This window comes from Klebsiella sp. BDA134-6 (assembly GCF_015601345.1).
GTDB lineage: Bacteria > Pseudomonadota > Gammaproteobacteria > Enterobacterales > Enterobacteriaceae > Klebsiella > Klebsiella grimontii.
In genome coordinates, this window is the sequence record NZ_CP064784.1 from 4032909 (window position 1) to 4057990 (window position 25082).

Here is a 25082-nt window from a genome sequence, read left to right on the forward strand (position 1 = left end):
CATGGCCGACAATACCCTTCATTCATCCGCGCAAGGAAGCTGGCTGGAGCGCCGTTTTGCCTTGTATTCCCGCGGCAGTACGCTGCGCACCGAATGCCTCGCGGGCATCACCGGCTTTCTCGCCGCCGCCTATCTGCTGGTGGTTATCCCCGGCCTGCTGGCGGTTGGCGGGATGGATAAAGGTGCGGCAACCACCGGCACGATCCTGGTGTTCGTCGGCGGTACGCTGCTGATGGCGTTTTATGCCAACCTGCCGTTTATCGTCGGACCGGGCATCGGCGGCTCAGTGCTGGTCGGCGTCACGCTGGCGGGCAGCGAAGGCATTGGCTGGCAGATCGGTCTCGGTATCGCCTGCTGGTCGGGAATTCTGTTTTTCCTGCTGACCAAATTCGGCCTGCGTGAGGTGGTGACGCGTTCGGTGCCGCAGTCGATCAAACTCGGGCTAACGGCGTCCATCGGGCTGTTCGTCGCGGTGCTGGGCTTCCGTAACGCCGGGCTGGTGCTGGCCAACGCCAAAACCAACGCCTTGATGCTCGGCGATTTTCTCTCGCCGGGTGCGCTGGTGGCGCTCTGCGGGCTGTTTCTGGCCATCGCCCTGCAGGCGAGAAAAATCCCCGGCTCAATTCTGTGGGCGATTCTCTTTGCCACCCTGGTCGGCATTCCGATGGGCGTCACCAGACTCCCGGGCAGCTTTATCGATATGCCGCATTCGCTGACGCCGGTGCTGGGGCAAATCGACATGCTGGGCGCGCTGAATATCGCCTTTTTGCCGTTCCTGTTTGTGTTCTTCGCTTCAGAGTTCTTTTCCACCATGGGCACCACGCTGGCGGTCGGCGGCGAAGCGGGCCTGCTGGATGAAGAAGGTAATATGCCGCATATCAATCGCCCGTTTATGGTTGACTCGATCGCCGCGGCCGTTGGCCCCTGGCTGGGCATTCCGGCGGCGACCGCGCTGATTGAATCCTCGGCGGCAGCGGAAGCCGGCGGTAAAACCGGGCTGACCGCGCTGTCGGCGGCGGTGATGTTCCTCCTGATGCTGCTGTTTACTCCGGTGGCGCTGATGATTCCGAAAGAGGCGACCGCGCCGGCGCTGATCCTGATTGGGCTGAACATGTTCAGCGGCCTGCGCAAAGTGGATCTGGCAAACTTCACCGACGGCCTGCCGGTGCTGATGATGGTGATGATTACGCTGATTGCGAATAGCTTCGGCACCGGGATTGCCGGCGGGCTGCTGTTTTATGTGGTGATCAAAACCATCGCCGGGAAGTGGCGGGAAATCCCCATCGGGCTGTGGATCCTCGCGATTCCGCTGGTGTACTACTTTGCCACGCTGGTGAAGCATTAAGGTTAGCGCCGAACGTTCTCCCGGAGGAGGCGCTGGCGCGCCTTGTCCGGGTTACCGGCCCGCTGAGGGCGTGCAGGAATTAAACGCTTCGCACGCTTCTTTCACCTCTTCGTACAGCAGCCGTACTGCGGGAGAAAGCTGCTTACGGTGCGGGCAAATCATATTCAGCGGCACCACGTCTCCCTGATAGTGCGGCAACAGCACCCGCAGCCGCCCTTCCCGGATATCATCGCCGACGTCGAGTTCAGATTTGAAGGCAATGCCCTCCCCGGCAATCGCCAGGCGGCGTATCACCTCCGCGTCATCGCTCACGATAGTGCCGGAAACCTGCACGTGATGGACTTTCCCCTCCAGGCTCAACGGCCAGCGGTCAAACGCCCTGCCGCGCAGCACGTAGGTCAGCGCGTTGTACCGGGACAAATCCTCCAGCGTCTGCGGTTCGCCGTTTTCAGCTATCCAGCCGGGCGAGGCCACCAGCACCCGGCGGTTATCCGGCGCGACGGGCAGAGAAATAAACGAAGCATCGTCGTTATCGCCGTAGCGAAACGCGACGTCCACCGGGTCTTTAAACACGTCGGTCCGATGATCGGAAAACAGAATCCGCAGGCGCAGCGCAGGATGGCGCTGACGAAAAGCGCGAAACACGCGCAGAAGCAAATTGCGCCCAAGGTCGGACGGCACGGCGATTTGTAACGTTCCGCGAACTTCGTCATCCGGCGTGTGGATTTTTTGCAGCCCGGCGTGCAGCGTATCGATCATCTGCATGGCATAGGGCAGCCAGGTTTCTCCCTCCGGCGTCAGGCGTAAGCTCCGCGTCGAACGGGCGAATAGACGGATATTTAGCGTCGTTTCCAGACGCTTTATCGCCGCGCTGACCTGCGCGGGCTGCAGCCCGGCCTCCCGCGCCGCATCGCTGAAGCTGCTTAACGCCGCCGCGCGGACAAACAATGCCAGATCTTCCAGCCTGAACATACCCACTCCCCACCCCGGATTATTCTCAAAACAGGCGCGCCACGATGAAAAACGCCGCCGCATCACCGTTTGCTTACACTTTTAACCAAACCAACGCTTGCCATTTCCTTGACGTATCAGGAATCATACGAGGCTGCGATTTTGTGTCCAGGATAATAATGGGGAAATTATGCGTAAAACAAAAATGATGCTTCTGGGCGTACTGTTGGCCTGCTCAAGCGGAGCGTGGGCGGCGTCCGGCGAAGGTATACAGAAATATGAGCTGGATGGGGTGACCGCAGACTTCAAACAATTCCATATCGGCGATACCGTCCCGCCGCTGTACCTCACGCCAGAATACAACATCAAGCAGTGGCAGCAGCGCAATTTACCTGCGCCGGATGCCGGGACCCGCTGGACCTATATGGGCGGAAGCTACGTGCTGATTACCGAAACCGAGGGAAAAATCCTCAAAATCTATGATGGCGAGATTTTCTACCATCGCTAAAAGCCGAACGCCAGCGCGCTATCCCTGCCGCTGGCGTTTCCTTTTCCGATGCGATAACGCTATCCGTTAAAGCGGTTTTGTTTATGCATAAATTCCTCGACGGCAATCCCGGAAGCAACCTGCTCATAGAGCATTAAAATACTTAATATCAAATCGCCGCCGCTACGCAGTAAATCATCCGGGGCAGGACGACTCTTCTCATCCGATAAAAAAACAAGCTGTTCAAAAATATCACTGTATTCGCCATAAGCGCCTATCGGAATTTCAACTATCGGGAGATGCTCCTGGCAATAGCGTAACGCGTCTGCGGCTTTCTCCGGCAGCGTGCGCGTATGCATAAAAATAACCAGTAGTTCTCGTAACTTAACGATTAGAGCAATGTTGTTCATCATGCACTCCGGAAATGTATTACAGCGCTACTTTCCTTCCATCGTTTTTATTGACGTCGTACTGATAACTTCCAAATTTCGCCAAATCACACAGCCAAAATTAAACATCGTCACGGCGAATTAAAATACTTCACTTCTATGCTAATTAAGCTCGCATAACCGCCAGAGGAAAACAATGTTAACAATATGTTTTATTGATAAATCTCAACATCGCTAAATGTGAATAAAAACAAGTAATATTTAACGCTAATATTATTCAAGCGGTGATTATTTCAGCGAGAGAAAACGGGCAGGGATATAATAAAAAACCGTACGGCGCAACGCGACGTACGGTTCAAAAGGGAGGAGAAATCAGACCGCGCGGAAGGCTATTTCACCGGGGATAACTTCGCCCTGCCAGTACAACTGAGCCGCGACGCGATCTGCCAGCTGGCGGTAGGTTTCGGTAAACTCGCTTTCCGGGCGCGCCACCACCGTCGGCGTCCCTTTGTCGAGATCTTCACGCAGGGTGATATGCAGCGGCAGCTGGCCCAGCAGCTGGGTATGGTATTTCTCCGCCAGCTTTTGCGCGCCGCCGGTACCGAAGATAGGCTCGTGGTGTCCGCAGTTGCTGCAAATATGCATGCTCATGTTTTCCACAATCCCCAGTACCGGGACCTCGACTTTTTCAAACATCACGATGCCTTTTTTGGCGTCGATCAGGGCGATATCCTGCGGCGTAGTCACCACCACCGCGCCGGTGACCGGAATGTTTTGCGCCAGCGTCAGCTGAATATCACCGGTGCCCGGCGGCATATCCAGAACCAGATAATCGAGATCCGGCCACAAGGTTTCCTGCAGCATCTGCATTAACGCTTTGCTGGCCATCGGGCCGCGCCAGACCATGGCGTTATCGTCGGTGACCAGATAGCCGATGGAGTTGGTGGCGAGACCAAATTTCATAATCGGCGCCATATGGGTGCCGTCCGGCGAGGTTGGACGCTGATCTTCCGCGCCGAGCATGGTCGGAATTGACGGGCCGTAAATATCGGCATCCAGAATGCCGACTTTCGCCCCTTCCGCCGCCAGCGCCAGTGCGAGGTTGACCGCGGTAGACGATTTACCCACCCCACCCTTGCCGGAACTGATAGCGATAATGTTTTTCACGCCGTTGATGCCGGGCTGATTTTTTACCCGCTGCAGCGTGGCGATGCTGTGCGTCAGCTTCCAGTCAATGGCTTTGGCGCCGGTTATGCGCAGAAGCTCGGCGCTGCACTGCTCCTTGAGCACCTCAAACGCGCTATGCCAGACGAACGGCATCTGAATTTCAATGTGTACGGTCTCGTCCAGCCAGGCGACGTGATGCAGCGCCTTCAGCGTAGTGAGGTTATGTTTCAGGGTTGGGTGCTGGAAATTAGCCAGGGTCCCGGCGACCATCGCACGCAGACGCTCGGGGGATTTGGCCTGGGATTGCGAACTCATCCCGACTCCTTTGTTATTGTGAGTTGAATCTTGTGCGTTAAGTTTACCTTAAAGGGAATAATTCCCCCACAATAAGCTTTGGGCTTACCAAATTATTGCCTTTGCGGTAACATCGAAACCCCTTTTTACAATAGAAGATGTAATGCCCACTATGACTCAAGTCGCGAAGAAAATTCTGGTAACGTGCGCGCTGCCGTACGCAAACGGCTCAATCCACCTCGGCCACATGCTGGAGCACATCCAGGCTGATGTCTGGGTCCGTTACCAGCGAATGCGCGGCCATGAGGTCAACTTCATCTGCGCCGACGACGCCCACGGCACCCCGATCATGCTGAAAGCGCAGCAGCTCGGTATCACCCCGGAACAGATGATTGGCGAAATGAGTCAGGAGCATCAGACCGATTTTGCTGGCTTCGACATCAGCTATGACAACTATCACTCCACGCACAGCGACGAGAACCGCGAGCTGTCGGAGCTTATCTATACGCGCCTGAAAGAGAACGGTTTTATCAAAAACCGCACCATCTCTCAGCTCTACGATCCGGAAAAAGGCATGTTCCTGCCGGACCGTTTTGTAAAAGGCACCTGTCCGAAGTGCAAATCACCGGATCAGTACGGCGATAACTGCGAAGTGTGCGGCGCGACCTACAGCCCAACCGAGCTTATCGAGCCGAAATCGGTCGTCTCCGGCGCGACGCCGGTGATGCGCGAGTCTGAACACTTCTTCTTCGACCTGCCGTCGTTCAGCGAAATGCTGCAGGCGTGGACCCGCAGCGGCGCGCTGCAGGAGCAGGTGGCGAATAAAATGCAGGAGTGGTTCGAGTCCGGGCTGCAGCAGTGGGATATCTCCCGCGATGCGCCGTACTTCGGCTTCGAAATCCCGAACGCGCCGGGTAAATATTTTTACGTCTGGCTGGACGCGCCGATCGGCTACATGGGTTCCTTCAAGAACCTGTGCGACAAGCGCGGCGATACCACCAGCTTCGACGAATACTGGAAGAAAGACTCCACCGCCGAGCTGTATCACTTTATCGGTAAAGACATCGTCTACTTCCACAGCCTGTTCTGGCCGGCGATGCTGGAAGGCAGCAGCTTCCGCAAACCGACCAACCTGTTCGTTCACGGCTACGTGACGGTCAACGGCGCCAAGATGTCCAAGTCGCGCGGCACCTTTATTAAGGCCAGCACCTGGCTGAATCATTTTGACGCCGACAGTCTGCGCTACTACTACACCGCCAAGCTCTCGTCGCGTATCGATGACATCGACCTGAACCTGGAAGACTTCGTGCAGCGCGTTAATGCCGATATCGTCAACAAGGTGGTGAACCTCGCCTCGCGCAACGCCGGTTTCATCAACAAGCGTTTCGACGGCATGCTGTCCTCAGAGTTGGCCGATCCTCAGCTGTATAAAACCTTTACCGATGCGGCAACAAGCATTGGCGAAGCGTGGGACAGCCGCGAGTTCGGTAAGGCGATCCGCGAAATCATGGCGCTGGCCGACGTAGCAAACCGCTACGTTGACGAGCAGGCGCCGTGGGTGGTGGCTAAACAGGAAGGGCGCGACGCCGACCTGCAGGCCATCTGCACCATGGGCCTGAATATGTTCCGCGTGCTGATGACCTGGCTGAAGCCGGTCCTGCCGCAGCTGGCCGCCCGCGCCGAAGCGTTCCTCAACGGCGAACTGAGCTGGGATGCTATCCAGCAGCCGCTGCTCGGTCACAAGGTTAACGCTTTTAAAGCGCTCTATAACCGCATCGAGATGAAGCAGGTTGACGCGCTGGTTGAAGCGTCGAAAGAAGAAGTCAAAGCGCTGTCAGCGCCGGTCACCGGCCCGCTGGCGGACGATCCGATTCAGGAAACCATTACCTTTGACGATTTCGCCAAAGTGGATATGCGCATCGCGCTGATTGAAAACGCCGAGTTCGTCGACGGTTCCGACAAACTGCTGCGCCTGACGCTGGATCTCGGCGGCGAGAAGCGCAACGTCTTCTCTGGTATTCGCTCCGCCTACCCGGATCCGCAGGCGCTAATTGGCCGCCTGACGGTGATGGTCGCTAACCTGGCGCCGCGTAAAATGCGCTTCGGCATCTCTGAAGGTATGGTGATGGCCGCGGGTCCTGGCGGGAAAGATATCTTCCTGTTAAGCCCGGACAGCGGCGCTCAGCCGGGCCAGCAGGTCAAGTAATGACGCATAAAGCGCTGCTCCGGCAGCGCTTTTTTTATTTTATGAATTCTGAAAATTGTATTCTTGCTACCCCCACCCTCGGTGTTCCTGTCAATAGCTGTTAGCATCAACGCCAGGCTGGATAAAAACACAGGGACGTTGATGAAAACCTTTATTTATCATGACGAAAAATCACATAAATTCTGGACGATTGAGCAACAGGGCCACGAGCTGCATCTAAGCTGGGGCAAGGTTGGCACAAACGGGCAGAGCCAGATCAAAACCTTTGCCGACGCGGCGGCGGCCAGCAAGACTGAAGTCAAATTGATTAACGAAAAAATCCGCAAAGGCTACGTTGAAGATACTCACACCGAGCGGCCTGCCTTACCCGCATCTCCATCAGCCGCCCCGCAGCCCGAATACGCCTTAACGCCTGCGGACATCACCCGCCCGTGGCTGGCGGACGATGGCGAACTGCTTTTATCCGATGAGCTGCTTGAAAAAGCGCTCCCTTCTCGCCTCTTTCCCGGTAACCCCATCGCGGCCCCGGAAGATAACGAACTAATGGACCTCGGGAAAGCGATTCATCAGCAATCAGGAAAAACCGTCACCTTCAACTGCGCCGACTGCTCGGCCTACTGGCAGCAAACCATCAACGACGCCCTTACCGATGGCCCGCTCTCGCCTGCGGCGCTGGCGATACAGGTTGCCGTTGCGACCCGCCGGGGCTGGCGCAGCGGCGATAATGCCAACCTGATGGACGAAATTGTTTACGTCTACGGTCTGGAATATGCCGTCGACACGTTTATCGCCCTGCAGCACATTGAATTTGAATATAATTATCAAACCGTGCAGGTGACCTTCCATTCAGAGCCTACCGTCGCGAGGGGGCCGAGCTTACTCGACGTTCGTCTGCGCGCCCATCTGGCCCAGGCCGAAGAGCCGCTCTGGCAAAAGTGCGTAGATAAACTGATCGCCGCCCTGGCGGATATGCCCGTCGGGCAGCTGCCTCTGGTCGCCATCTTATTGCCAGAGCGCCAGGATATTGTTGACGACATTGCGCGTCGGGTGCTGGCGCATAAAAATGTCCGCACCGCGGAATGGCTTAAGCTGGTGGTCCGCGACCCGCAGCTGGTAAAAGCGCTGGAGCCTTATCAGGCGGAAAATTTGTTTAACGATTACTACCACGGCAGCATCTGGAACGCGACGGTGATGCGCGAACAGGGCGTTGCCGGCATCGCCCGCTTCGCCCCCTACGTGCACGATGACCTGTGCGGAGAACTGGTCAGCGAGGTAAACCATCCGCAGGCGCTGATGCAACTGATCCGCGTGAGCGAACAAGGAAAACGCTGCCACGAACGGATGTCTCAGGCCAGCCTCCGCTTCCCCCACGCGGCGATGGCGGCACTGGCCGAACTGCTGACGCAAAAAGAAGAGAAACGCTGGCGCATCATGCTGATGACCCTGCTGAGCACCCATCGGCAGCTGGCCGGGCAAATTTTGCCGTGGCTCTCGGCGCGGGCCGTCACGCTGCTGGAATCCTGCCTGCAGCAATTAAACCAGCAGGCCGATTGCGCCAGCGCCGATATGCTGCCAGCGGTACTGGTATCCCCACCATGGATAGCGAAAAAGAAAAAATCCCCTGTTCCCCAGTTGAGCTTAACGCCGCTTACTATAGAACCGGTCTGTATGCTGACGGAAGAAGCAAGCAAGCAGCTCCTCAAACAACATAGCTGGTACGCACATCAGGTGGAGATGGGCACAGGAAAGGGAGAAAAAAAATACCTGAGCCAGTTAGGCTTCCAGCGCTGGAATGGTCACCGTTTTGAAGACATATCCGACGCCATTGTGGATGCCTGGCAGCGGCAGGACTACCCGGCACTGATTACGGAATTTAAAAGTTCCCGTACTTTTCGCCAGGAAGAGTGGAATCTTTATATGCTCGCCGCGCTGCCCGCTGAGCAGGCGCTTCAGGCCTGGAACGCGCTCAGTAAAGAACCGCACACCGGGGCGGAATATGTGATGACGTACCTGCGTCTTGCCGGGCTGCCGGGTTTTATCCATTCTCTTTCACGCTATCCGCAGGAAAATTTACCGGTCGCTATCTGGTTTGCCGCCAGCGAAATCGCCCCGATGATCGCCCGCGCCTTTAACAAGCTCAAAACGCTGCGTGAAGGCGCGCGCGAGTGGCTACTGGCCTATCCGGAACACGCCATTACCGGCCTGCTGCCCGCCGCCTTCGGCAAAGCGGGCGAAGCGCAGGATAGCGCGCGTCTGGCAATCCGTATGCTGGTAGAGAAGGGCCATCAGCCGCTGCTTGAAGAGGTCGCGCGGCGCTATCACCAGCCGGAGGTAGCGGAGGCCGTCGGCGCCCTGCTGGCGCTCGACCCGCTGGATAACTATCCGACCAAAATTCCGCCCCTCCCGGCGTTTTACCAGCCAGGGCTGTGGGCACGGCCGCTGCTGCGGGGAAATGGCCTGGCTCTCCCGGATACGGCGTTAAAATCGCTTGGTGAAATGCTGCGCTTCCCGTTAGAGGAAGGTATTTATCCCGGGCTGCAGCAGGTTAAAGATTTCTGCACCGCGGAATCACTCGCCGCCTTCGCCTGGGATCTGTTCAGCGCCTGGCAAACCGCCGGGGCACCGTCGAAAGAGAGCTGGGCCTTTACCACGCTCGGTATCTTCGGCAACGACGATACCGCCCGGCAGCTGACGCCGCTGATCCGGGCGTGGCCGGGAGAATCTCAACATAAACGCGCCACTGTCGGGCTGGATATTCTCGCCGCCATCGGTAGCGATATCGCCCTGATGCAGCTAAACGGTATCGCCCAAAAGCTGAAATTTAAGGCGCTGCAGGCGCGCGCGGGAGAAAAAATCGGTGAGATCGCCGAAAGCCGCGGGCTCACCGTGGAAGAGCTGGAAGATCGCCTCGCTCCGGATCTGGGGCTCAACGATGATGGAACGCTCACCCTCGATTTCGGCCCGCGGCGCTTTATCGTGAGCTTTGATGAAGCGCTTAAACCCTACGTGCGCGATGAAAACGGCAGCCGCCTTAAAGACCTGCCGAAACCGAATAAAAGCGACGATAGCGCGCTGGCCGCCGAGGCCGTTAATCGCTACAAGGCTCTGAAAAAAGACGCCCGTACAATTGCCGCCCAGCAAATTGCGCGGATGGAGTCAGCCATGTGCCAGCGTCGTCGCTGGACGGTGGAAAACTTCAACCTGTTCCTGGTTAATCATCCGCTGGTGCGCCATCTCACCCGTCGCCTTATCTGGGGCGTATACGGTGAGGAAAACAACCTGCTGGCCTGCTTCCGCGTGGCGGAGGACAACAGCTACGGTAACGCCGATGACGACCTCTTCACCCTGCCGGAAGGCAACATTCATATCGGCCTTCCGCACCTGCTGGAAATGTCCCCGGAGGATGCAGCCGCCTTTGGCCAGCTGTTTGCCGACTATGAACTGCTGCCGCCGTTCCGTCAGCTCGATCGCAACTGTTATACCCTGACCCCGGACGAGCTGACGGCCAGCGAACTGACCCGCTGGGCCGGGCGCAAGTGCCCGAGCGGCCGGGTGATCGGGCTGGCGAATAAAGGCTGGCTGCGCGGCGACCCGCAGGATGCGGGCTGGATCGGCTGGATGCTAAAACCGTTGGGACAGTGGGCGCTGGTGATGGAGATTGACGAAGGTTTCGCCGTGGGTATGCTGCCTGATGAACTCAGCGCGGAGCAGCAGTTAACGAAAGTCTGGCTTTTTTCCGGAAGCGCCCGGCAGTACGGATGGGGCAGCAACGGCCATCAGCAGGCAACCTTTTCGGTGCTGGATAAAGTCACCATTAGCGAATTGATTAACGATATTGACGGACTGTTTGAGTAACACAAGGAACGTTTATGCACAACACAGCACTCCCGCCATGGCTGGCGGATGACGCGCAGCTGGAGCTGTCCTTTAAAAAGGGCAAACAACCGTTAAGCCATCGCCGCTGGTCTGGCGACCCGGTACCGCCGGTCGAAGAGGGACGCCTGCAACGACTGGCGAACGATATTCCCTCGCGCTATCAACATATTCAGGCCCTTACGTGGGACTATGAAACATGCACTGCCGAATGGCGGCAGGCTATTGCACAGGCGTTCGGCTATGTGGGCGTAGCCAAACCGGCAATGCCCGCCCGCGCGCTGGCGGCGATCTCCAGGCTGGCGCTATACGCGTACCGGGATGACTGCGGCAGCCTGCTGGCGCAAATTAACCATCCGCAGGCTATCCGGCTGCTGCTGCTGGTGGCGGATAAAAACAAATCCAGCCAGCAGCGCGTGTCAACATTCGCTAAGAAATATCCCCACGCCGCTCTGGCCGCTGTAGCGGAATTGCTGGCGCTGCCGGAACCGCCCGCGTGTCCGGGCTATCCTGAGATCGCAGAGAAAAAGCGTGAAGAGAGCTGGAGAACGCTGCTGCGGACGCTGCTCAATACGCATCCTCAGCTGGCTGAGCAGGTTACGCCCTGGCTAAGCACGAAGGCACAGGAACTTCTGGCGGCCAGCCGACCATCGATGCCTTCAGACGTTACGCTGGCAACCGATCGCTCCTGCCTGCCGGAGATCCTGCGCTCGCCGCCGTGGCGCAGCAAAAAGAAAAAAGCCGCGTCCCCGCGTTTTGCGCTAACGTCGCTAACCGTTGCGCCGCAGGAGTACTGGCAGCCAGGAGAGCGGGAAGCGCTGGCTGCCAGCAAACCCGCCTGTTTCTTTAATAACCTTCCACTCGATGAACGTCTCGCCAGCATAGGTAGCACTATCGTCATGCAGGAGCTGGGCTTTCAGAGCATTGAATACCTGTTCCACCAGTACACGTTATGCGGCAAGCGGGACCATTTCGATACGGAGAAATATTTTCATCGATATGTCTGGTGGGGCAACGCCTGCCACGCACTGCAAAACTTCGATATCGCTACGCTACTGGAGGCATGGGGGGATTACCTGGTAAAAGCCTACAACCCCAACGACTGCTGGAATCTTTATCTGCTTATGCAGCTGCCTCGCGAACGGGCGCTGGCGGCCTGGCAGGGCATCAATGACGCGAAATTTAGATTTGTCGGCACCGAATATGCGCTGAGTATTCTTGGGACCGATGCCCTACCCGGCCTGCTGCTGGCGTTGCAGCATCGGCCAAAGGAGATCTTCCCCCTGCTGACGCATCTCGGCGCAACGGAGCTGGCGCTACCGATGGCCCGCGTCTGGCGACGCTTGCAGGCGCACAGCCAACTGGCTCGTCAGTGGCTCCTGCAGTGGCCGGAGCACGCAGCCGCCGCGTTAATCCCACTGGCGTTCGATAAAGCGGGCGATAGCCGCGAGGCGGCTATTAACGCGCTGCGTCTGCTGTACCAGGAAGGCCACCATGAACGGCTGAAAGCGGTAGCACAACGCTGGAACGAACCGGCGCTGTGGGCGGAGCTGGAACAGCTGCTGACGCAGGATCCGCTGGACAACTACCCTGTTCGCATTCCCAAAGCGCCTGACTTCTGGCAACCGACGCTCTGGCGCAGGCCGCGGCTTATCGGCACCGACCAGCCGTTGACCGACGATGCGCTGGAGATCTTCGGCGAAATGCTGCGCTTCGCCCAGGGCGGCCATCATTACGGCGGACTGGATTTAGTCAAAGCCGCCTGCCAGCCCCAATCGCTGGCCGCTTTCGTCTGGGATTTATTTAGCGCATGGCAGACTGCCGGAGCCCCGGCCAAAGAGAACTGGGCGTTTCAGGCGCTGGGGATTTTTGGCGATGAAGCGACGGTGCGTGATTTAACCCAGCTTATCCTGGCCTGGCCGCAGGAAGGGAAATCCGCCCGCGCCGCCAGCGGGCTGCATCTTCTCACCCGCATCGGCAGCGATATGGCGCTGCTGCAGCTGCACCACATCGCGCAGCGCGCCAAATCCCGCCCGCTGCGCGAAAGCGCCGGGCAGTCTCTTAAAGAGGTCGCCGAAGCCCGCGATCTCAGCGAAGAGCAGCTGCAGGATCGGCTAACGCCTACGCTGGGGCTGGACGATCCCCAAACGCTGGCTTTTGATTTTGGTTGCCGCGGCTTTTATGTCCGTTTTGATGAAAATCTGCTGCCGGTGATTTACGACCAGCAGGGAGCGCGGCAAAAGAGCCTGCCGCGCCTGCGCGCCGAAGATGACCAGGTAAAAGCTGCGGAAGCGCTGGCCAGGCTGAAAGGCCTGAAAAAAGACGCAGCCCAGGTAGCCAAACGCCTGCTGCCGCATCTGGAAAACGCCCTGCGGCTGGCGCGGCGCTGGACGCGAACGGAGTTTCAATCGCTGTTTGTCGATCATCCGCTGACCAACAATCTGACCCGGCGCCTGGTATGGGGAATCTACGCCGCCAGTGAACCCCGTCGTCTGCTCAACGCCTTTCGCGTCGCCGCGGAAGGGGAATTCTGCGATGGCCAGGATGACCCTATCGCTCTACCGGAACAGGCGCTGTTCGGTCTTGCTCATCCGCTGGAAATGGATGACGCAACGCAGGCAGCATTTAGCCAAATTTTTGCCGATTATCAGCTATTGCCACCGTTCCGCCAGCTGACGCGCCAGACGGTGCAGCTGCTGGCGGAAGAAACCGCCCGCAGCGAGCTTACGCGCTGGCAGGGAAAATCAACAACCTGCGGGCAATTATTGGGCATCCGCAGCCGCGGCTGGTGGCAGGGCGCTGAAAACCGTTTCTGCTACGATGTCGGGCGGCATCGACTGATTCTGGAAGTCACGCCAGGGTTCGTGCACTACAACATGGATGCGAAGGCTCCTCAGCGGTTTGCCGCCATCAGACTCTATGATGGCGAACGACCCGCTGCGTTCTCACAGCTCGATCCACAGGATCTCAGCGAGGCGCTAAGCACGATTGAGATCATTTTCCGTGGATAAGCAAAGCGCATTTACGCTATTCGCTGCACATAGGATAAAAACGCTCCCATTACCGCGGTCTCTTTAAGGAAGAAACGATGATACAACAGGAACAACATCTTCAGCGTCCCCCAGCCGCCGTCCTGTACGCCGATGAGCTCGCGCGGCTGCAACAGAATGACCCCTTCCCCTGCCCGCCCGGCTGGCAGCTAAGCCTGCCTGCGGCGCGCGCGTTTATTCTTGGCGATAGCGCACGCGACATCAGCCGTAAAGTGGTCATCAGCCCGGCCGCCGTCGAACGCATGCTGGTGACGCTGGCGACCGGGCGGGGTCTGATGCTGGTGGGAGAACCAGGTACGGCAAAATCGCTGCTCTCTGAGTTGCTGGCTACCGCTATCTGCGGCGACGCCGGGCTCACCATTCAGGGCGGTGCGGCGATTACCGAAGATCAAATCAAATATGCCTGGAACTATGCGCTGCTGATAAACCAGGGCCCGTCGACGCAGGCGCTGGTTCCCGCCCCGCTGTATCAGGGCATGCGCGATGGCAAAATCGTCCGCTTTGAAGAGATTACCCGCACGCCGCTGGAGGTTCAGGATTGCCTGCTGGGGATGCTTTCTGACCGCGTGATGGCGATCCCGGAACTCACCGGCGACGATAGTCAGCTGTACGCCCGCGCCGGGTTTAATATTATTGCCACCGCCAATACTCGCGATCGCGGGGTTAACGAAATGAGCGCGGCGCTGAAACGCCGCTTCGACTTCGAAACCGTCTTTCCGATTATGGACTTTCAGCAGGAGCTGGAGCTGGTGGCTAACGCTTCGGCCCGCCTGCTGGAGCATAGCGGCATCCCGCACAAAGTTCCTGATGCGGTACTGGAACTGCTGGTCCAGACCTTCCGCGATCTGCGCGCCGAAGGGAGTAAGAAAACCTCGATGGACACCCTCAACGCCATTATGTCCACCGCCGAAGCGGTCAACGTCGCCCACGCCGTCGGCGTGCGAGCGTGGTTCCTGGCCGGTCGCGCCGGCGAACCCGCCGACCTGGTAGACTGCATCGCCGGTACCATCGTCAAAGATAACGAAGACGATCGCGCCCGCCTGCGCCGCTATTTTGAACAACGCGTCGGCTCGCACAAAGAAGCCCACTGGCAGGCCTACTATCAGGCCCGCCACCGCCTGCCGTGAGGGAACACGCATGCCAGAGCAGCCGTTAATTATCGGCGTTCGCCACCACAGTCCGGCCTGCGCCAGGCTGGTGAAAGAACGCATAGAACATACGCGTCCGGGCTACGTTCTGATTGAAGGTCCGGTGGATTTTAACCAGCGTCTGGATGAGCTGTTTTTATCTCATCAGCTGCCTATCGCCATTTATAGCTACTGTCAGTCTCAGGATGGCGGCGCGGCGGGACGCGGCGCCTGGACGCCGTTCGCCGAATTCTCCCCGGAGTGGCAGGCCCTGCTGGCCGCTCGAGCGGTCGGAGCTCAAATCCGCTTTATCGATTTGCCTGCCTGGGCGCAGGAACAAGACGACAGCGATGTCTCCGACGCTCGCCGCGTCGATGAGCAGCAGCGTCTGCTCGAAGCCAGCGGAATGGAGAATAGCGACACGCTGTGGGATCATCTGTTTGAAGATGAAACCCAGAGCGCCGAACTGGAGCAGGCGCTGGAGACGTACTTTATCCAGCTGCGCGGCGACAGCAGCGGCGGCGAAAACAGCCGGCAGCGGGAAGACTATATGGCCCGCTGGCTGGCATGGGCAATGCAGCAAAATAATGGCCCGGTGGTGGCGATCTGCGGCGGCTGGCACGCGCCGGCGCTGAAAGCTCTTTGGCGCAATTGCCTGGCGCAGGAGAGGGAGCCGGAATCTCCGCCCCCTCCAACGCCCGGTAGCGTCACCGGCAGCTATCTGACCCCCTATAGCGAAAAGCGGCTGGACGTGCTGGCGGGCTATCTTTCCGGTATGCCGGCGCCGGTGTGGCAAAACTGGTGCTGGCACTTCGGCCAGCGGCGGGCCGGGGAACAACTGCTGAAAACCATCCTTACCCGCCTGCGTCAGCATCGTCTTCCGGCCTCAACGGCAGATCTGGCTGCCGCCCACCTGCGCGCTATGGCGCTGGCGCAGATGCGCGGCCATGCCTGGCCGCTGCGCTGCGACTGGCTTGACGCGCTGGCAGGTTCATTGATTAAAGAAGCGCTGAACGCCCCGCTGCCGTGGAGCTACCGCGGCGTGATACATCCGCAAACCGATCCTATTCTGCTGACCATCGTTGACGCGCTGGCGGGAGCCGGTTTCGGCAAGCTCGCTCAGGAAACACCGCTGCCGCCGCTGCCGCAGGACGTCGATCGCGAGCTGACGCGGGTCGGAATTTCCCTACCTTCAAACCTGAATCTCAACCGCTTTGAGCCCGGTGGATTAGCCAAAAGTCAGGTGCTGCACCGCCTGTCTATCCTCGAGATCCCCGGGTTCCAGCAGCGAACGGGCAGCGCTGTGACGCTTTCCGGCGACGGCGAAGAGCGCTGGGCTCTGTTTCGGACCATGGAGCAGCATGCTGTCCTGATTGAAGCCTCCCGCTACGGCGCGTCCCTTGCGGAGGCCGCGCGCCAGCGGCTGGAAGCGGATATTCTCGCCTCTTTTGGCATCAAAAGCCTCGCCGCCAGCCTGAATCAGGCAGCGCTGGCGGGGCTCTCCACCTTTAGCCAGCAGCTGCTGGAACAGCTGGCGCAGCTGATTGCCGAAGAGAGCCGGTTTGCGGAAATGGGTCCGGCGCTGGAGGTGCTTTACGCCCTGTGGCAGCGGGATGACAGCAGCGGCATGCAGAACGCCGAGGTGCTGGAGATCGCGCTCTGCGCGGCCCTTGACCGGACGCTGTGGCTCTGCGAATCCAGCGGCGTTGCCGACGAAAAGCAGTTTCACGCCCATCTGCATAGCTGGCGGGCCCTGTGCCATATCCTGCGCGATATACATAGCGGTACCGTTTTACCCGGGATTTCACTCAACGCCGCCATGGCGCTGTTTGAGCGGCGTATTCACGCGTTTGACGCCGCACCGCTTGACCGCGGGGCGGCGCTCGGCGCGCTGATTCGCCTTGAACATCCCGCCGCCTCCGCCGAAACGGCGCTGACCCTGCTAACGCAGCTCCCTCCGGCATCGTTGGGGGAAGCGGCCCACGGTTTGCTGGCGCTGGCGCGCCACCAGCTTGCCTGTCAGCCCGCCTTTATCGCCGGATTCAGCGAGCTCCTCGCCAGGCTGACGGAGGATGAGTTTATTCTCGCGCTGCCGGATTTACGAGCGGCGATGGGCTGGCTACCGCCCCGGGAACGCGGCGATCTGGCCCGCCTGGTGCTGGATCACTATCACCTGACCATGCTGCCGGCGCATGCCCTACAGGCGCCGGTTTCCTGCTCGCCAGGGCAGCTAATCTATCACCAGCAGCGGGAACAGCAGGCGCTGGCAGCGCTAAGCCGCTGGGGAGCACGCTAATGAATACGCTATCCGATATTCTGACCATCCGAGAACTCCAGCGCTGGCGGCTGATTCTGGGCCAGGCCGCCGAGAATAGCCTCGGCGGCCTTGATGAGCACGCCCGCCGGATGGACCAGGCGCTTGAGTGGCTTTATGGCCGCGATCCGCAACGGCTACAGCGGGGCGAGCGTCAGGGCGGACTGGACGAGTCCAGTCTGACGACGCCGGACTGGATCAACGCCATCCATACACTTTTTCCGCAGCCGGTTATCGAGCGGCTGGAGAGCGATGCGGTGCTGCGCTACGGCATCGACGAAGTGGTGACTAATCTGGAGGTGCTGGAACGCATCGAGCCTTCCGAAAGCCTGCTGCGCGCGGTGCTGCATACAAAGCATCTGATGAATCCTGAAGTGCTTAACGCCGCCCGTAAGCTGGTACGTCAGGTGGTCGAGCAGATTATGGCCAGGCTGGCAAAAGAGGTTCGTCAGGCGTTTTCCGGCACGCGCGACCGGCAAAGACCCTCGCGCATTCCGCTGGCGCGCAATTTCGATTTCAAACAAACCCTGCGCGCCAATCTCAAGCACTGGGATCCGCAGCGCGGCAAGCTGTACATTGAAGCGCCAAAATTTATCAGCCGCGTTAAACGTCACAGCGAAAAATGGCAGCTGATTTTACTGGTCGATCAGAGCGGTTCGATGGTGGATTCGGTTATCCATTCGGCGGTCATGGCCGCCTGCCTGTGGCAGTTGCCCGGCATTCGCACCCACCTTGTGGCATTTGATACCAGCGTGGTGGATCTGACCGATGACATTGCCGACCCGGTTGAACTGCTGATGAAAGTCCAGCTTGGCGGCGGCACCAATATCGCTCAGGCCGTAGAATACGCGCGTCAGCTGATTGAACAACCGCACAAGAGCGTCATTGTACTGGTGAGCGACTTTTTTGAGGGCGGCGCGAACTCGCTGTTGATAAACCAGGTGAAGCAGTGCGCGCAAAGCGGCGTCAAAGTCCTCGGGCTGGCGGCGTTAGACAGCTCGGCGTCTCCCTGCTATGACCACGATATGGCCCAGGCGCTGGTCAACGTCGGGGCGCAAATTGCCGCCATGACTCCCGGTGAACTGGCCTCCTGGCTGGCGGAGAATTTACAATCATGACTCCTTTACGCCCTGAACTACTGGAACTTACGCCGCAGGCGCTCATGGCGTTGAGCAACGCCGGTTTCGTCAAGCGCGGTCAGAAAGAGCTGGATAACGGCAATATCCCCGAGCTGGAGCAGGATGACGACGGTACGCTTACCGCCGTGTTTAGCGACGGCACCTGTACCCGGCTGGCAAAAGATCAGGCCCTCAAAGAGTCCAGCTGTACCTGCGGCGCCAGCGGAATGTGCCGTCACCGGGTGATGCTCATCCTGAGCTATCAGCGCGCCAACGCCGGCAATGCCCTCGCCGAAGCGGAACCGGAAAGCGCCGAACGCTGGCATCCCGGACAGTGGCAAAAAGAACTGGCCACCCTGCCCGAATCGATTCTGAAGCGGGCACAACAGCTGGCGGATAAAGGGATAACGGTGGAATTATTCTGCCGACCAAACGAAGCGCCGTCGGCAAAGCTGCCGATGAGCGACGTGCGTTTTTATTCCCGCAGCAGCATCCGTTTTGCCCGCTGCGACTGCGTGGACGGTTCGCTGTGCGAGCACGTGGCGCTGGCGGTGCAGGCCTTTACCGATGCTGAAGCCCAGCAGCCCGGCTTTACGCATCTGGTATGGCAAACGCGCAGTCGTAAAATAGCCGCCCGCGGCGGGCCTTTTGATACGCCCGAGGGCGAGACCTGTCGACTTCGCCTGCGCCAGCTCAGTCAGTTGCTGTGGCATAACGGCGTCAGCCAGCCGCCGATCGGCTTTGAGGCCGCGTTCACCCGCGCGCGGCGCGCAGCCCAGGCGGCTAACTGGCGCTGGGTCGTCTCCGCGCTTGCCGAGCTGCGTGAAGGCGTCACGGCTTTTGAGCAGCGCGCCAGCCATTACCATCCTGAACAACTGCTCGCCCAGCTTGCAGGCCTTAACGCCCGACTTGAGAGCGCCGCCCACATGGCGCAGCTTGCCGATACCGGCCAGACCCCGCCTCTGCCGTGGCGTACCGTCGTCGGTCTGGGGATCGCCGGCGAAGCCCAGCTCGACCATCTGCGGCTTATTTCACTGGGCATGCGCTGCTGGCAGGATAACCATCGCTACGGCTTATGCATCTGGTTTAGCGATCCCGATACCGGCAGCGTTATGCATCTGTCGCGCAGCTGGCCGCTGGCTGAAAGAGCGCAAAGTCCGCTATGGCAACGCCGTCTGTTTAGCTTTCAGGCCAGTACGCTGGCGGGCGGGCAAATTATTACGCAATCCGCGAGCCGTAACGCCGGCGGCGAACTGCTGCTGGGCGCGCGCCACCGCCTGAGCAGCAACGTTCCGCTCAGCGAAGATGCCTGGCTTTTGCTCAGCGCGCCGCTGCGCCAGCCGGGCGCCGCAGCGCTGCGCGAGCATCTGCGCCAGCGCGATCCGGCCTGGGTGCGCCCGCTAGACCAGGTTGATAATCTGTTTATTTTACCCGTGGATTCCTGCGTAGCCGTTGGGTGGGACGCCGCCCGACAAACGCTGGATGCGCTAGTGCTCAGCGGAGAAGGACAAGACAACCTTTTGCAGCTGTCTCTCCCCGTCTGCGCCAGCGCGCCGTATGCCGTTGAGCGAATGGCGGCGCTGCTACAACAACAGGACGATCCGGTGGTGATGGTTTCCGGGCTGGTCACCCTTAGCGGCGGGATGCTTTGTCTGGAGCCGCTGGTCATGATGACCCGCAGCCGCGCCTGGGCGCTGAACGCCGAACCGCTTTCCGTCGGGCCACTGCCTGCTGGTAATATATTACCGCCGCCTTCGCTGGCCCAAAGTCTGCTGCAGCGCGCCCGAACGCTGCTGATCCAGATACTGCACAACGGCCTGCGCTATCAGCAAAAGAGTCTGTTTCGCGAGGCTCAAACGCTGAGCGTCGATTTGGCAAACGCTGGTTTTAGCCATCTTGCGCGCCTGCTCCGCCAACTGGGCGAGAGCGAAACGGCCACCTCCGAGGATACGCTCAGCACCATCGCGCAACTCTGTATACAATTAGAGATGATGATTGATTAACAAGGAATGATAATGAAATTTAACCGCAGGATTATCGCCGCTCTGGGCGCAACGCTATTGATGGCCACGCTTGTCGGCTGCGATAACAACAAAGATGAGGTCAAAACGTTCAACAACACGATCAACGGCGTTGACCTGACCTACACCTATCACTACAAAGGCGATGTCGTCACCCGCCAGGACGCGGATAACATTATCCCCTATCAATCGCTCGGGGTAAGTAACGAAGAGCAGGCACGTAAAGTCATCGACCCTATCGGCGCGGCCTACAGCAAAATCAAAGGCGTCACCCACAGCGTCGACTATAAAGAGCACGCTGCCCAGGAGCACCTCTCCATCGACTTTAATCAGGCTAAAATCAGCGAGCTGTGTCACCTGCCGGGGGCCAGTTTTACCGACTGTTCACAAAAGTTTATTTCACTGAGTGAGTCGGAGAAATTGCTGAAATCGCAAGGATTTAAAGAAGTGAAATAGCCCTGCCTGGTTTGGAAAATTCCCGGCTAGCGCTACGCGAGCCGGGTGACGGGGCTGTGTCTTCGGGTAGCCCGGCTCAAGCGTTTACGCCGCAAGCTGGGGGGAGGCATATCAGGATTTCGCGTGTTCGCGCTCGGTCAGCCCGCGCAGGAAATAGCGCAGGAACTGGTCGCCGCATTCGCGGAAGTTTTTATGCTCCGGGGCGCGCATCATGGCGGTGATTTCCGGCATGGAGACGCGGAATTTCTGCTGGGTGAGGATAGCGAGAATATCATCCGTCTTCAGGGAGAAGGCGATTCGCAGCTTTTTCAGCACGATGTTGTTGTTGACCCGGCGCTCGACCGCGAGCGGCGGCGCGGATTCATCTTTACCGCGCTTCGCGTAAATCAGGCCGTTAAGGAAATTGGACAGCACAATATCCGGGCAGCGCGCAAACCCCTCTTCGTCTTCTTTTTTCAGCCAGGGAACCAGCTGTTCCGCGCTCACTGGCGCATCCGCCAGCGCAAAAATACTGACCAGGCCGTTGTTGTTGGTTTTCAGGGTGTAGCGCAGGCTACGTAAGATATCGTTACTGATCATATTGCCTTCATGATGAAAAAATCTGCCGCTCAGTCTATCACGATTCCGCCATTTTACAGCCCAATCGCCTCTTTCAGGCTCTTCAGATAGCGGCGGCTGACCGGTACCGTTTGCCCGGCGCGCATCAGCAGCTCCGCCTGGCCGTTCTCCTCAAAGCGGATCTCCTTGAGATGGGACATGTTCACCAGGTACTGGCGATGGCAGCGCAGCAGCGGCGTACGGCTCTCCAGGGTGCGCAGGGTCAGCTCGGTAAAGCCCTCCTTCCCTTCGCGGTCGGTGACGTAAATACCGCTCATCCGGCTGCTGACGAAGGCCACATCTTCCATCTGCAGCAGCCAGATCCGGCTGTGTCCCGTACAGGGAATGTACTTCAGCGCCTGCTGAGTATCGTCGAGGACGGTCATATCCTGCAAGCTGCGCTCCTGGCGCAGACGAACCAGCGTTTTTTCCAGCCGGGTGGATTCAATCGGCTTCAGTAAATAATCAAACGCGTGCTCTTCAAAGGCCTTCACTGCGTACTCGTCGAACGCGGTGAGGAAGACAATATAGGGGCGATGCTCGGGATCGAGCATGCCAACCATCTCCAGACCGCTGATGCGCGGCATCTGGATATCCAGGAACAGCACATCGGGACGCAGTTTGTGCACCGCGCCAATCGCTTCGACGGCATTCCCGCATTCGCCGACGATCTCAATATCAGGCTGTGTCTCCAGCAAAATACGCAGATTTTCACGCGCCAGCGGCTCGTCGTCGACAATTAATACTTTTAACATGCGTTGTCCTCCACAGGCAGTCTCAGCGTGACGCGGGTAAAACATTCCGGCTCGCAGGTTACGGTGATCCCGCAGTCGGCGCCGAAGCGCGCCCGCAGCCGGCGGTCGACCAGGTTCATACCCAGCCCGCTGGCGCTGGGTTTGTCCTGGTACAGCCCGGCATTATCTTCAATATCCAGCTGCAGCCAACGTTCGTGTTGACTGGCGCGGATGTTGATCTCGCCCACCCCGAGGTGCTGCGAAGTCCCGTGTTTAATGGCGTTTTCGACGATTGGCTGCAGGGTAAACGCCGGAAGCTGATGCTGTCCCAGCGCTTCGGGCACCAGCATCTGAATCTGTAAATTGGCCTGAAAACGCGCTTTCTCAATCTGCAGATAGGCGTTCACATGCTCAATTTCATCCGCCAGGGTAACAATTTCCGCAGGCCGCTTCAGGTTTTTGCGAAAAAAGGTCGACAGATACTGCACGAGTTGCCCGGCTTGGTCGCTATCGCGGCGAATCACCGCTTTTAGCGTATTCAGCGCGTTGAACAGGAAGTGCGGGTTCACCTGCGCGTGCAGCAGTTTGATTTCCGATTGCGTCAGCAACGCTTTTTGCCGTTCATACTGACCAGCCAGGATCTGCGCCGACAGCAGCTGCGCAATCCCCTCTCCCAGCGTACGGTTGATCGAGCTGAACAGGCGGTTTTTGGCTTCATAGAGCTTAATGGTGCCGATCACCCGCTGATTTTCGCCGCGCAGCGGGATAACCAACGTCGAGCCCAGCTTACAGTTGGGATGAATCGAGCAGCGGTAAGGCACTTCGTTGCCGTCGGCGTAAACGACTTCGCCGGTATCTATCGCCTTTTGGGTATACAGCGAAGAGATGGGTTTCCCGGGAAGGTGGTGATCGTCGCCGATTCCGGTAAACGCCAGCAGCTTGTCGCGATCGGTTATCGCCACCGCGCCAATATCCAGCTCCTGGATCAACACCTGCGCGACCTTCATACTGTTCTCTTCGTTAAATCCCTGACGCAGGATCCCCTCCGTCGACGCGGCAACCTTCAGCGCCGTGGCTGAGAAAGCCGAGGTATATTTTTCAAACATCGCCCGCTTATCCAGCAGGATGCGCATAAACAGCGCCGCCCCGACGGTGTTGGTAACCATCATGGGCGCGGCGATGCTCTGTACCAGATGCAGCGCATCTTCGAACGGGCGAGCGATAAGCAGAATAATCAGCATCTGCACCATTTCGGCGAAAAAGGTAATCGCGCCGGCGGTAAGCGGGCTGAAGACTTTATCCGGCCGCCCGCGTTTGACCAGAATGCTGTGCACCAGGCCGCCAAGTAGCCCCTCAACGATGGTGGACACCATGCAGCTCAGCGCCGTCATGCCGCCCAGCGAATAGCGGTGAAGCCCGCCGGTCAGCCCCACCAAACCGCCGACTACCGGGCCGCCCAGCAGGCCGCCCATCACCGCGCCGATGGCCCGCGTATTGGCGATCGAGTCTTCGATATGCAGGCCGAAGTAGGTGCCGAGGATGCAGAAAATGGAAAAGGTCACGTAGCACAGCAGCTTGTGCGGTAGTCGGACGGTGACCTGCATTAACGGGATGAACAGCCGCGTTTTGCTCATCAGCCACGCGATGACCAAAAACACGCACATCTGCTGAAGCAGCAGCAACACCAGATCGAACTCGTACATACCCGCAGACCACACTTCATTTGAAAGCGCGTAACATACACTGCTTGCTTATAACTTTCTTTGAAGCAATACATGAAAATGATAATTCATGGTTAAGATCACATTTTTCAGCGTCTCGCCGGTTCGTCACTGTACAAAAAACAGACAAAAATTCCCGCTTCGGCAAACAGCTTCTACAGTTAATAGAGGAGAACACTGCGGGAGGAGAAAATGGCGCTTTATACAATCGGCGAAGTTGCCCAGCTTTGCGATATCAATCCCGTGACGTTACGCGCCTGGCAGCGGCGCTACGGATTACTGAAACCTCAGCGTACCGACGGCGGTCATCGCCTGTTCAACGAATATGAAATAGACCGCATTCGCGAAATTAAACGCTGGATTGATTCCGGCGTGCAGGTCGGGAAAGTGAAAACGCTGCTGATGGATAACGAGCAGGAGGTTGCCGACGGCTGGCGCGCTCAACAGGAGATCCTGCTCGATTATTTACAAACCGGTAGCTATCATCGCCTGCGCATGTGGCTTAAGGAGCGCAACCACAGCGACTCTGCGCACATTCTGGTCAAGCACCTGATTAATCCTTTGCGCCAGCGCCTGCTTAGCCCGCAGCCGACGTTGCTGGCGCTGCGTGGCATCCTTGACGGTATTCTGATTAATCATATCGCGCGCAGTCTCTCATCCACGGCAAAATACCCCGGCAACCATGCGCTGGTTATTGGCTGGAACGTTAGCGATATTACCCGGCTATGGCTGGAGGGATGGATAGCCAGTGAGCAGGGCTGGCGGGTGGATATTCTCGCCCATTCGCTAAACCAACTCCGGCCGGAGCTTTTCCCCGAGAGTACGCTGATGGTCTGGTGTGGAGAAGCGCCCTGTAGCGCTCAGGTCAACCAAATGCGTCTCTGGGAGCAGCAGGGCCAGATTATCTGGCTCAATCACGCCACCGCCACGTCTCCCGGAGGCGGCGCCTGACGCGCCTGTCCGGGCTACGGGTTACCCGCAATCTGTGGCCCGGTAGCCCGGCTAATCGCAGCGCAAGCCAGGTAGCAGCCGCAGCAATGCTACGTCGCGGCACATTCCCCGGGTTGCGGCGTAAACGCCTTACCCGGGCTACCGGCCCGCAGACGGTAATGAACCGTAGCCCGGCTAAGCGCAGCGCAAGCCGGGGTTATTGTCGTCGCTAAAAAGCAATTAATGTTTTATTAACACCTGCGCTTCACCGTATAATCCCTGCGTTAACATCAGGAGCCTAT

The 25082-nt window shown here is 58.6% G+C and carries 17 protein-coding genes; 11 read left to right on the plus strand and 6 right to left on the minus strand.

What is annotated here, in order from left to right:
* Nucleotide 1: 1 nt before the first annotated feature.
* Nucleotides 2-1345, plus strand: coding sequence for an NCS2 family permease (locus tag IYV58_RS18580; protein WP_112165660.1), 1344 nt, complete (start codon nt 2-4; stop codon nt 1343-1345).
* Between the two features lie 51 nt (nt 1346-1396).
* On the opposite strand, the gene IYV58_RS18585 is transcribed toward IYV58_RS18580, so the two are convergent.
* Nucleotides 1397-2317, minus strand: coding sequence for a LysR family transcriptional regulator (locus IYV58_RS18585; RefSeq protein WP_004122762.1), 921 nt, complete (start codon nt 2315-2317; stop codon nt 1397-1399).
* 169 nt (nt 2318-2486) lie between these two features.
* Between IYV58_RS18585 and IYV58_RS18590 the strand changes: the two genes are divergently transcribed.
* On the plus strand, nt 2487-2804 hold the full coding sequence (locus tag IYV58_RS18590) for an RcnB family protein (RefSeq protein WP_024359184.1): 318 nt from the start codon (nt 2487-2489) through the stop codon (nt 2802-2804).
* A gap of 59 nt (nt 2805-2863) precedes the next feature.
* Here IYV58_RS18590 and IYV58_RS18595 read toward each other — a convergent pair whose 3' ends face one another.
* On the minus strand, nt 2864-3193 hold the full coding sequence (locus IYV58_RS18595) for a hypothetical protein (protein WP_004122766.1): 330 nt from the start codon (nt 3191-3193) through the stop codon (nt 2864-2866).
* A gap of 351 nt (nt 3194-3544) precedes the next feature.
* A complete protein-coding gene (apbC, locus tag IYV58_RS18600) occupies nt 3545-4654 on the minus strand; it encodes an iron-sulfur cluster carrier protein ApbC (protein WP_004122768.1) in 1110 nt (369 codons plus the stop codon).
* A 151-nt stretch (nt 4655-4805) separates the two neighbouring features.
* Between apbC and metG the strand changes: the two genes are divergently transcribed.
* The 8 genes from metG (at nt 4806) to IYV58_RS18640 (ending at nt 20798) form a co-directional block, all read left to right on the plus strand.
* Nucleotides 4806-6839, plus strand: a complete 2034-nt coding sequence (metG, locus tag IYV58_RS18605; RefSeq protein WP_032741907.1) for a methionine--tRNA ligase — start codon at nt 4806-4808, stop codon at nt 6837-6839.
* A 141-nt stretch (nt 6840-6980) separates the two neighbouring features.
* The gene (locus IYV58_RS18610) at nt 6981-10694 is read left to right on the plus strand and encodes a WGR and DUF4132 domain-containing protein (RefSeq protein WP_195729186.1); all 3714 of its coding nucleotides are present in this window, start codon (nt 6981-6983) and stop codon (nt 10692-10694) included.
* 14 nt (nt 10695-10708) lie between these two features.
* Nucleotides 10709-13723: a DUF4132 domain-containing protein gene (locus IYV58_RS18615; RefSeq protein WP_195729187.1), complete on the plus strand. Its 3015-nt coding sequence runs from the start codon at nt 10709-10711 to the stop codon at nt 13721-13723.
* A 77-nt stretch (nt 13724-13800) separates the two neighbouring features.
* Nucleotides 13801-14889, plus strand: coding sequence for an ATP-binding protein (locus IYV58_RS18620; protein ID WP_004122781.1), 1089 nt, complete (start codon nt 13801-13803; stop codon nt 14887-14889).
* Nucleotides 14890-14899: 10 nt separating this feature from the next.
* Complete coding sequence (locus IYV58_RS18625) at nt 14900-17185, plus strand: DUF5682 family protein (RefSeq protein WP_123829089.1); 2286 nt, start codon at nt 14900-14902, stop codon at nt 17183-17185.
* On the plus strand, nt 17185-18321 hold the full coding sequence (locus tag IYV58_RS18630) for a vWA domain-containing protein (protein WP_004122786.1): 1137 nt from the start codon (nt 17185-17187) through the stop codon (nt 18319-18321). The genes IYV58_RS18625 and IYV58_RS18630 overlap by 1 nt, the downstream gene beginning before the upstream one ends.
* Nucleotides 18318-20324 (plus strand): SWIM zinc finger family protein, encoded by a 2007-nt coding sequence (locus IYV58_RS18635; protein WP_195729188.1) that lies wholly within the window; start codon nt 18318-18320, stop codon nt 20322-20324. The genes IYV58_RS18630 and IYV58_RS18635 overlap by 4 nt, the downstream gene beginning before the upstream one ends.
* Before the next feature lie 12 nt (nt 20325-20336).
* Nucleotides 20337-20798, plus strand: a complete 462-nt coding sequence (locus IYV58_RS18640; protein WP_004122790.1) for a YehR family lipoprotein — start codon at nt 20337-20339, stop codon at nt 20796-20798.
* Nucleotides 20799-20909: 111 nt separating this feature from the next.
* Here the strand turns inward: IYV58_RS18640 and IYV58_RS18645 are convergent, their stop codons facing one another.
* Genes IYV58_RS18645 through IYV58_RS18655 form a run of 3 tightly spaced genes read right to left on the minus strand, consistent with a single transcriptional unit; the run spans nt 20910 to nt 23832 of the window.
* Nucleotides 20910-21377: a YehS family protein gene (locus IYV58_RS18645; RefSeq protein ID WP_004138601.1), complete on the minus strand. Its 468-nt coding sequence runs from the start codon at nt 21375-21377 to the stop codon at nt 20910-20912.
* A gap of 53 nt (nt 21378-21430) precedes the next feature.
* A complete protein-coding gene (btsR, locus tag IYV58_RS18650; protein WP_049113730.1) occupies nt 21431-22150 on the minus strand; it encodes a two-component system response regulator BtsR in 720 nt (239 codons plus the stop codon).
* On the minus strand, nt 22144-23832 hold the full coding sequence (locus IYV58_RS18655; RefSeq protein ID WP_195729189.1) for a sensor histidine kinase: 1689 nt from the start codon (nt 23830-23832) through the stop codon (nt 22144-22146). The genes btsR and IYV58_RS18655 overlap by 7 nt, the downstream gene beginning before the upstream one ends.
* Nucleotides 23833-24042: 210 nt before the next feature.
* On the opposite strand from IYV58_RS18655, the gene IYV58_RS18660 reads away from it, so the two are divergent.
* Nucleotides 24043-24801: a MerR family transcriptional regulator gene (locus tag IYV58_RS18660; RefSeq protein WP_004122800.1), complete on the plus strand. Its 759-nt coding sequence runs from the start codon at nt 24043-24045 to the stop codon at nt 24799-24801.
* Nucleotides 24802-25082 lie beyond the last annotated feature (281 nt).

Bases quoted from the DNA above. Each gene is read 5' to 3' on its own strand.
- btsR (WP_049113730.1), bottom strand. From the start codon at position 22,150: ATGTTAAAAGTATTAATTGTCGACGACGAGCCGCTGGCGCGTGAAAAT.
- IYV58_RS18640 (WP_004122790.1), top strand. From the start codon at position 20,337: ATGAAATTTAACCGCAGGATTATCGCCGCTCTGGGCGCAACGCTATTG.
- IYV58_RS18595 (WP_004122766.1), bottom strand. From the start codon at position 3,193: ATGAACAACATTGCTCTAATCGTTAAGTTACGAGAACTACTGGTTATT.
- IYV58_RS18620 (WP_004122781.1), top strand. From the start codon at position 13,801: ATGATACAACAGGAACAACATCTTCAGCGTCCCCCAGCCGCCGTCCTG.
- IYV58_RS18590 (WP_024359184.1), top strand. From the start codon at position 2,487: ATGCGTAAAACAAAAATGATGCTTCTGGGCGTACTGTTGGCCTGCTCA.
- IYV58_RS18645 (WP_004138601.1), bottom strand. From the start codon at position 21,377: ATGATCAGTAACGATATCTTACGTAGCCTGCGCTACACCCTGAAAACC.
- IYV58_RS18610 (WP_195729186.1), top strand. From the start codon at position 6,981: ATGAAAACCTTTATTTATCATGACGAAAAATCACATAAATTCTGGACG.
- IYV58_RS18580 (WP_112165660.1), top strand. From the start codon at position 2: ATGGCCGACAATACCCTTCATTCATCCGCGCAAGGAAGCTGGCTGGAG.
- IYV58_RS18635 (WP_195729188.1), top strand. From the start codon at position 18,318: ATGACTCCTTTACGCCCTGAACTACTGGAACTTACGCCGCAGGCGCTC.
- IYV58_RS18660 (WP_004122800.1), top strand. From the start codon at position 24,043: ATGGCGCTTTATACAATCGGCGAAGTTGCCCAGCTTTGCGATATCAAT.
- apbC (WP_004122768.1), bottom strand. From the start codon at position 4,654: ATGAGTTCGCAATCCCAGGCCAAATCCCCCGAGCGTCTGCGTGCGATG.
- IYV58_RS18630 (WP_004122786.1), top strand. From the start codon at position 17,185: ATGAATACGCTATCCGATATTCTGACCATCCGAGAACTCCAGCGCTGG.
- IYV58_RS18655 (WP_195729189.1), bottom strand. From the start codon at position 23,832: ATGTACGAGTTCGATCTGGTGTTGCTGCTGCTTCAGCAGATGTGCGTG.
- IYV58_RS18615 (WP_195729187.1), top strand. From the start codon at position 10,709: ATGCACAACACAGCACTCCCGCCATGGCTGGCGGATGACGCGCAGCTG.
- metG (WP_032741907.1), top strand. From the start codon at position 4,806: ATGACTCAAGTCGCGAAGAAAATTCTGGTAACGTGCGCGCTGCCGTAC.
- IYV58_RS18625 (WP_123829089.1), top strand. From the start codon at position 14,900: ATGCCAGAGCAGCCGTTAATTATCGGCGTTCGCCACCACAGTCCGGCC.
- IYV58_RS18585 (WP_004122762.1), bottom strand. From the start codon at position 2,317: ATGTTCAGGCTGGAAGATCTGGCATTGTTTGTCCGCGCGGCGGCGTTA.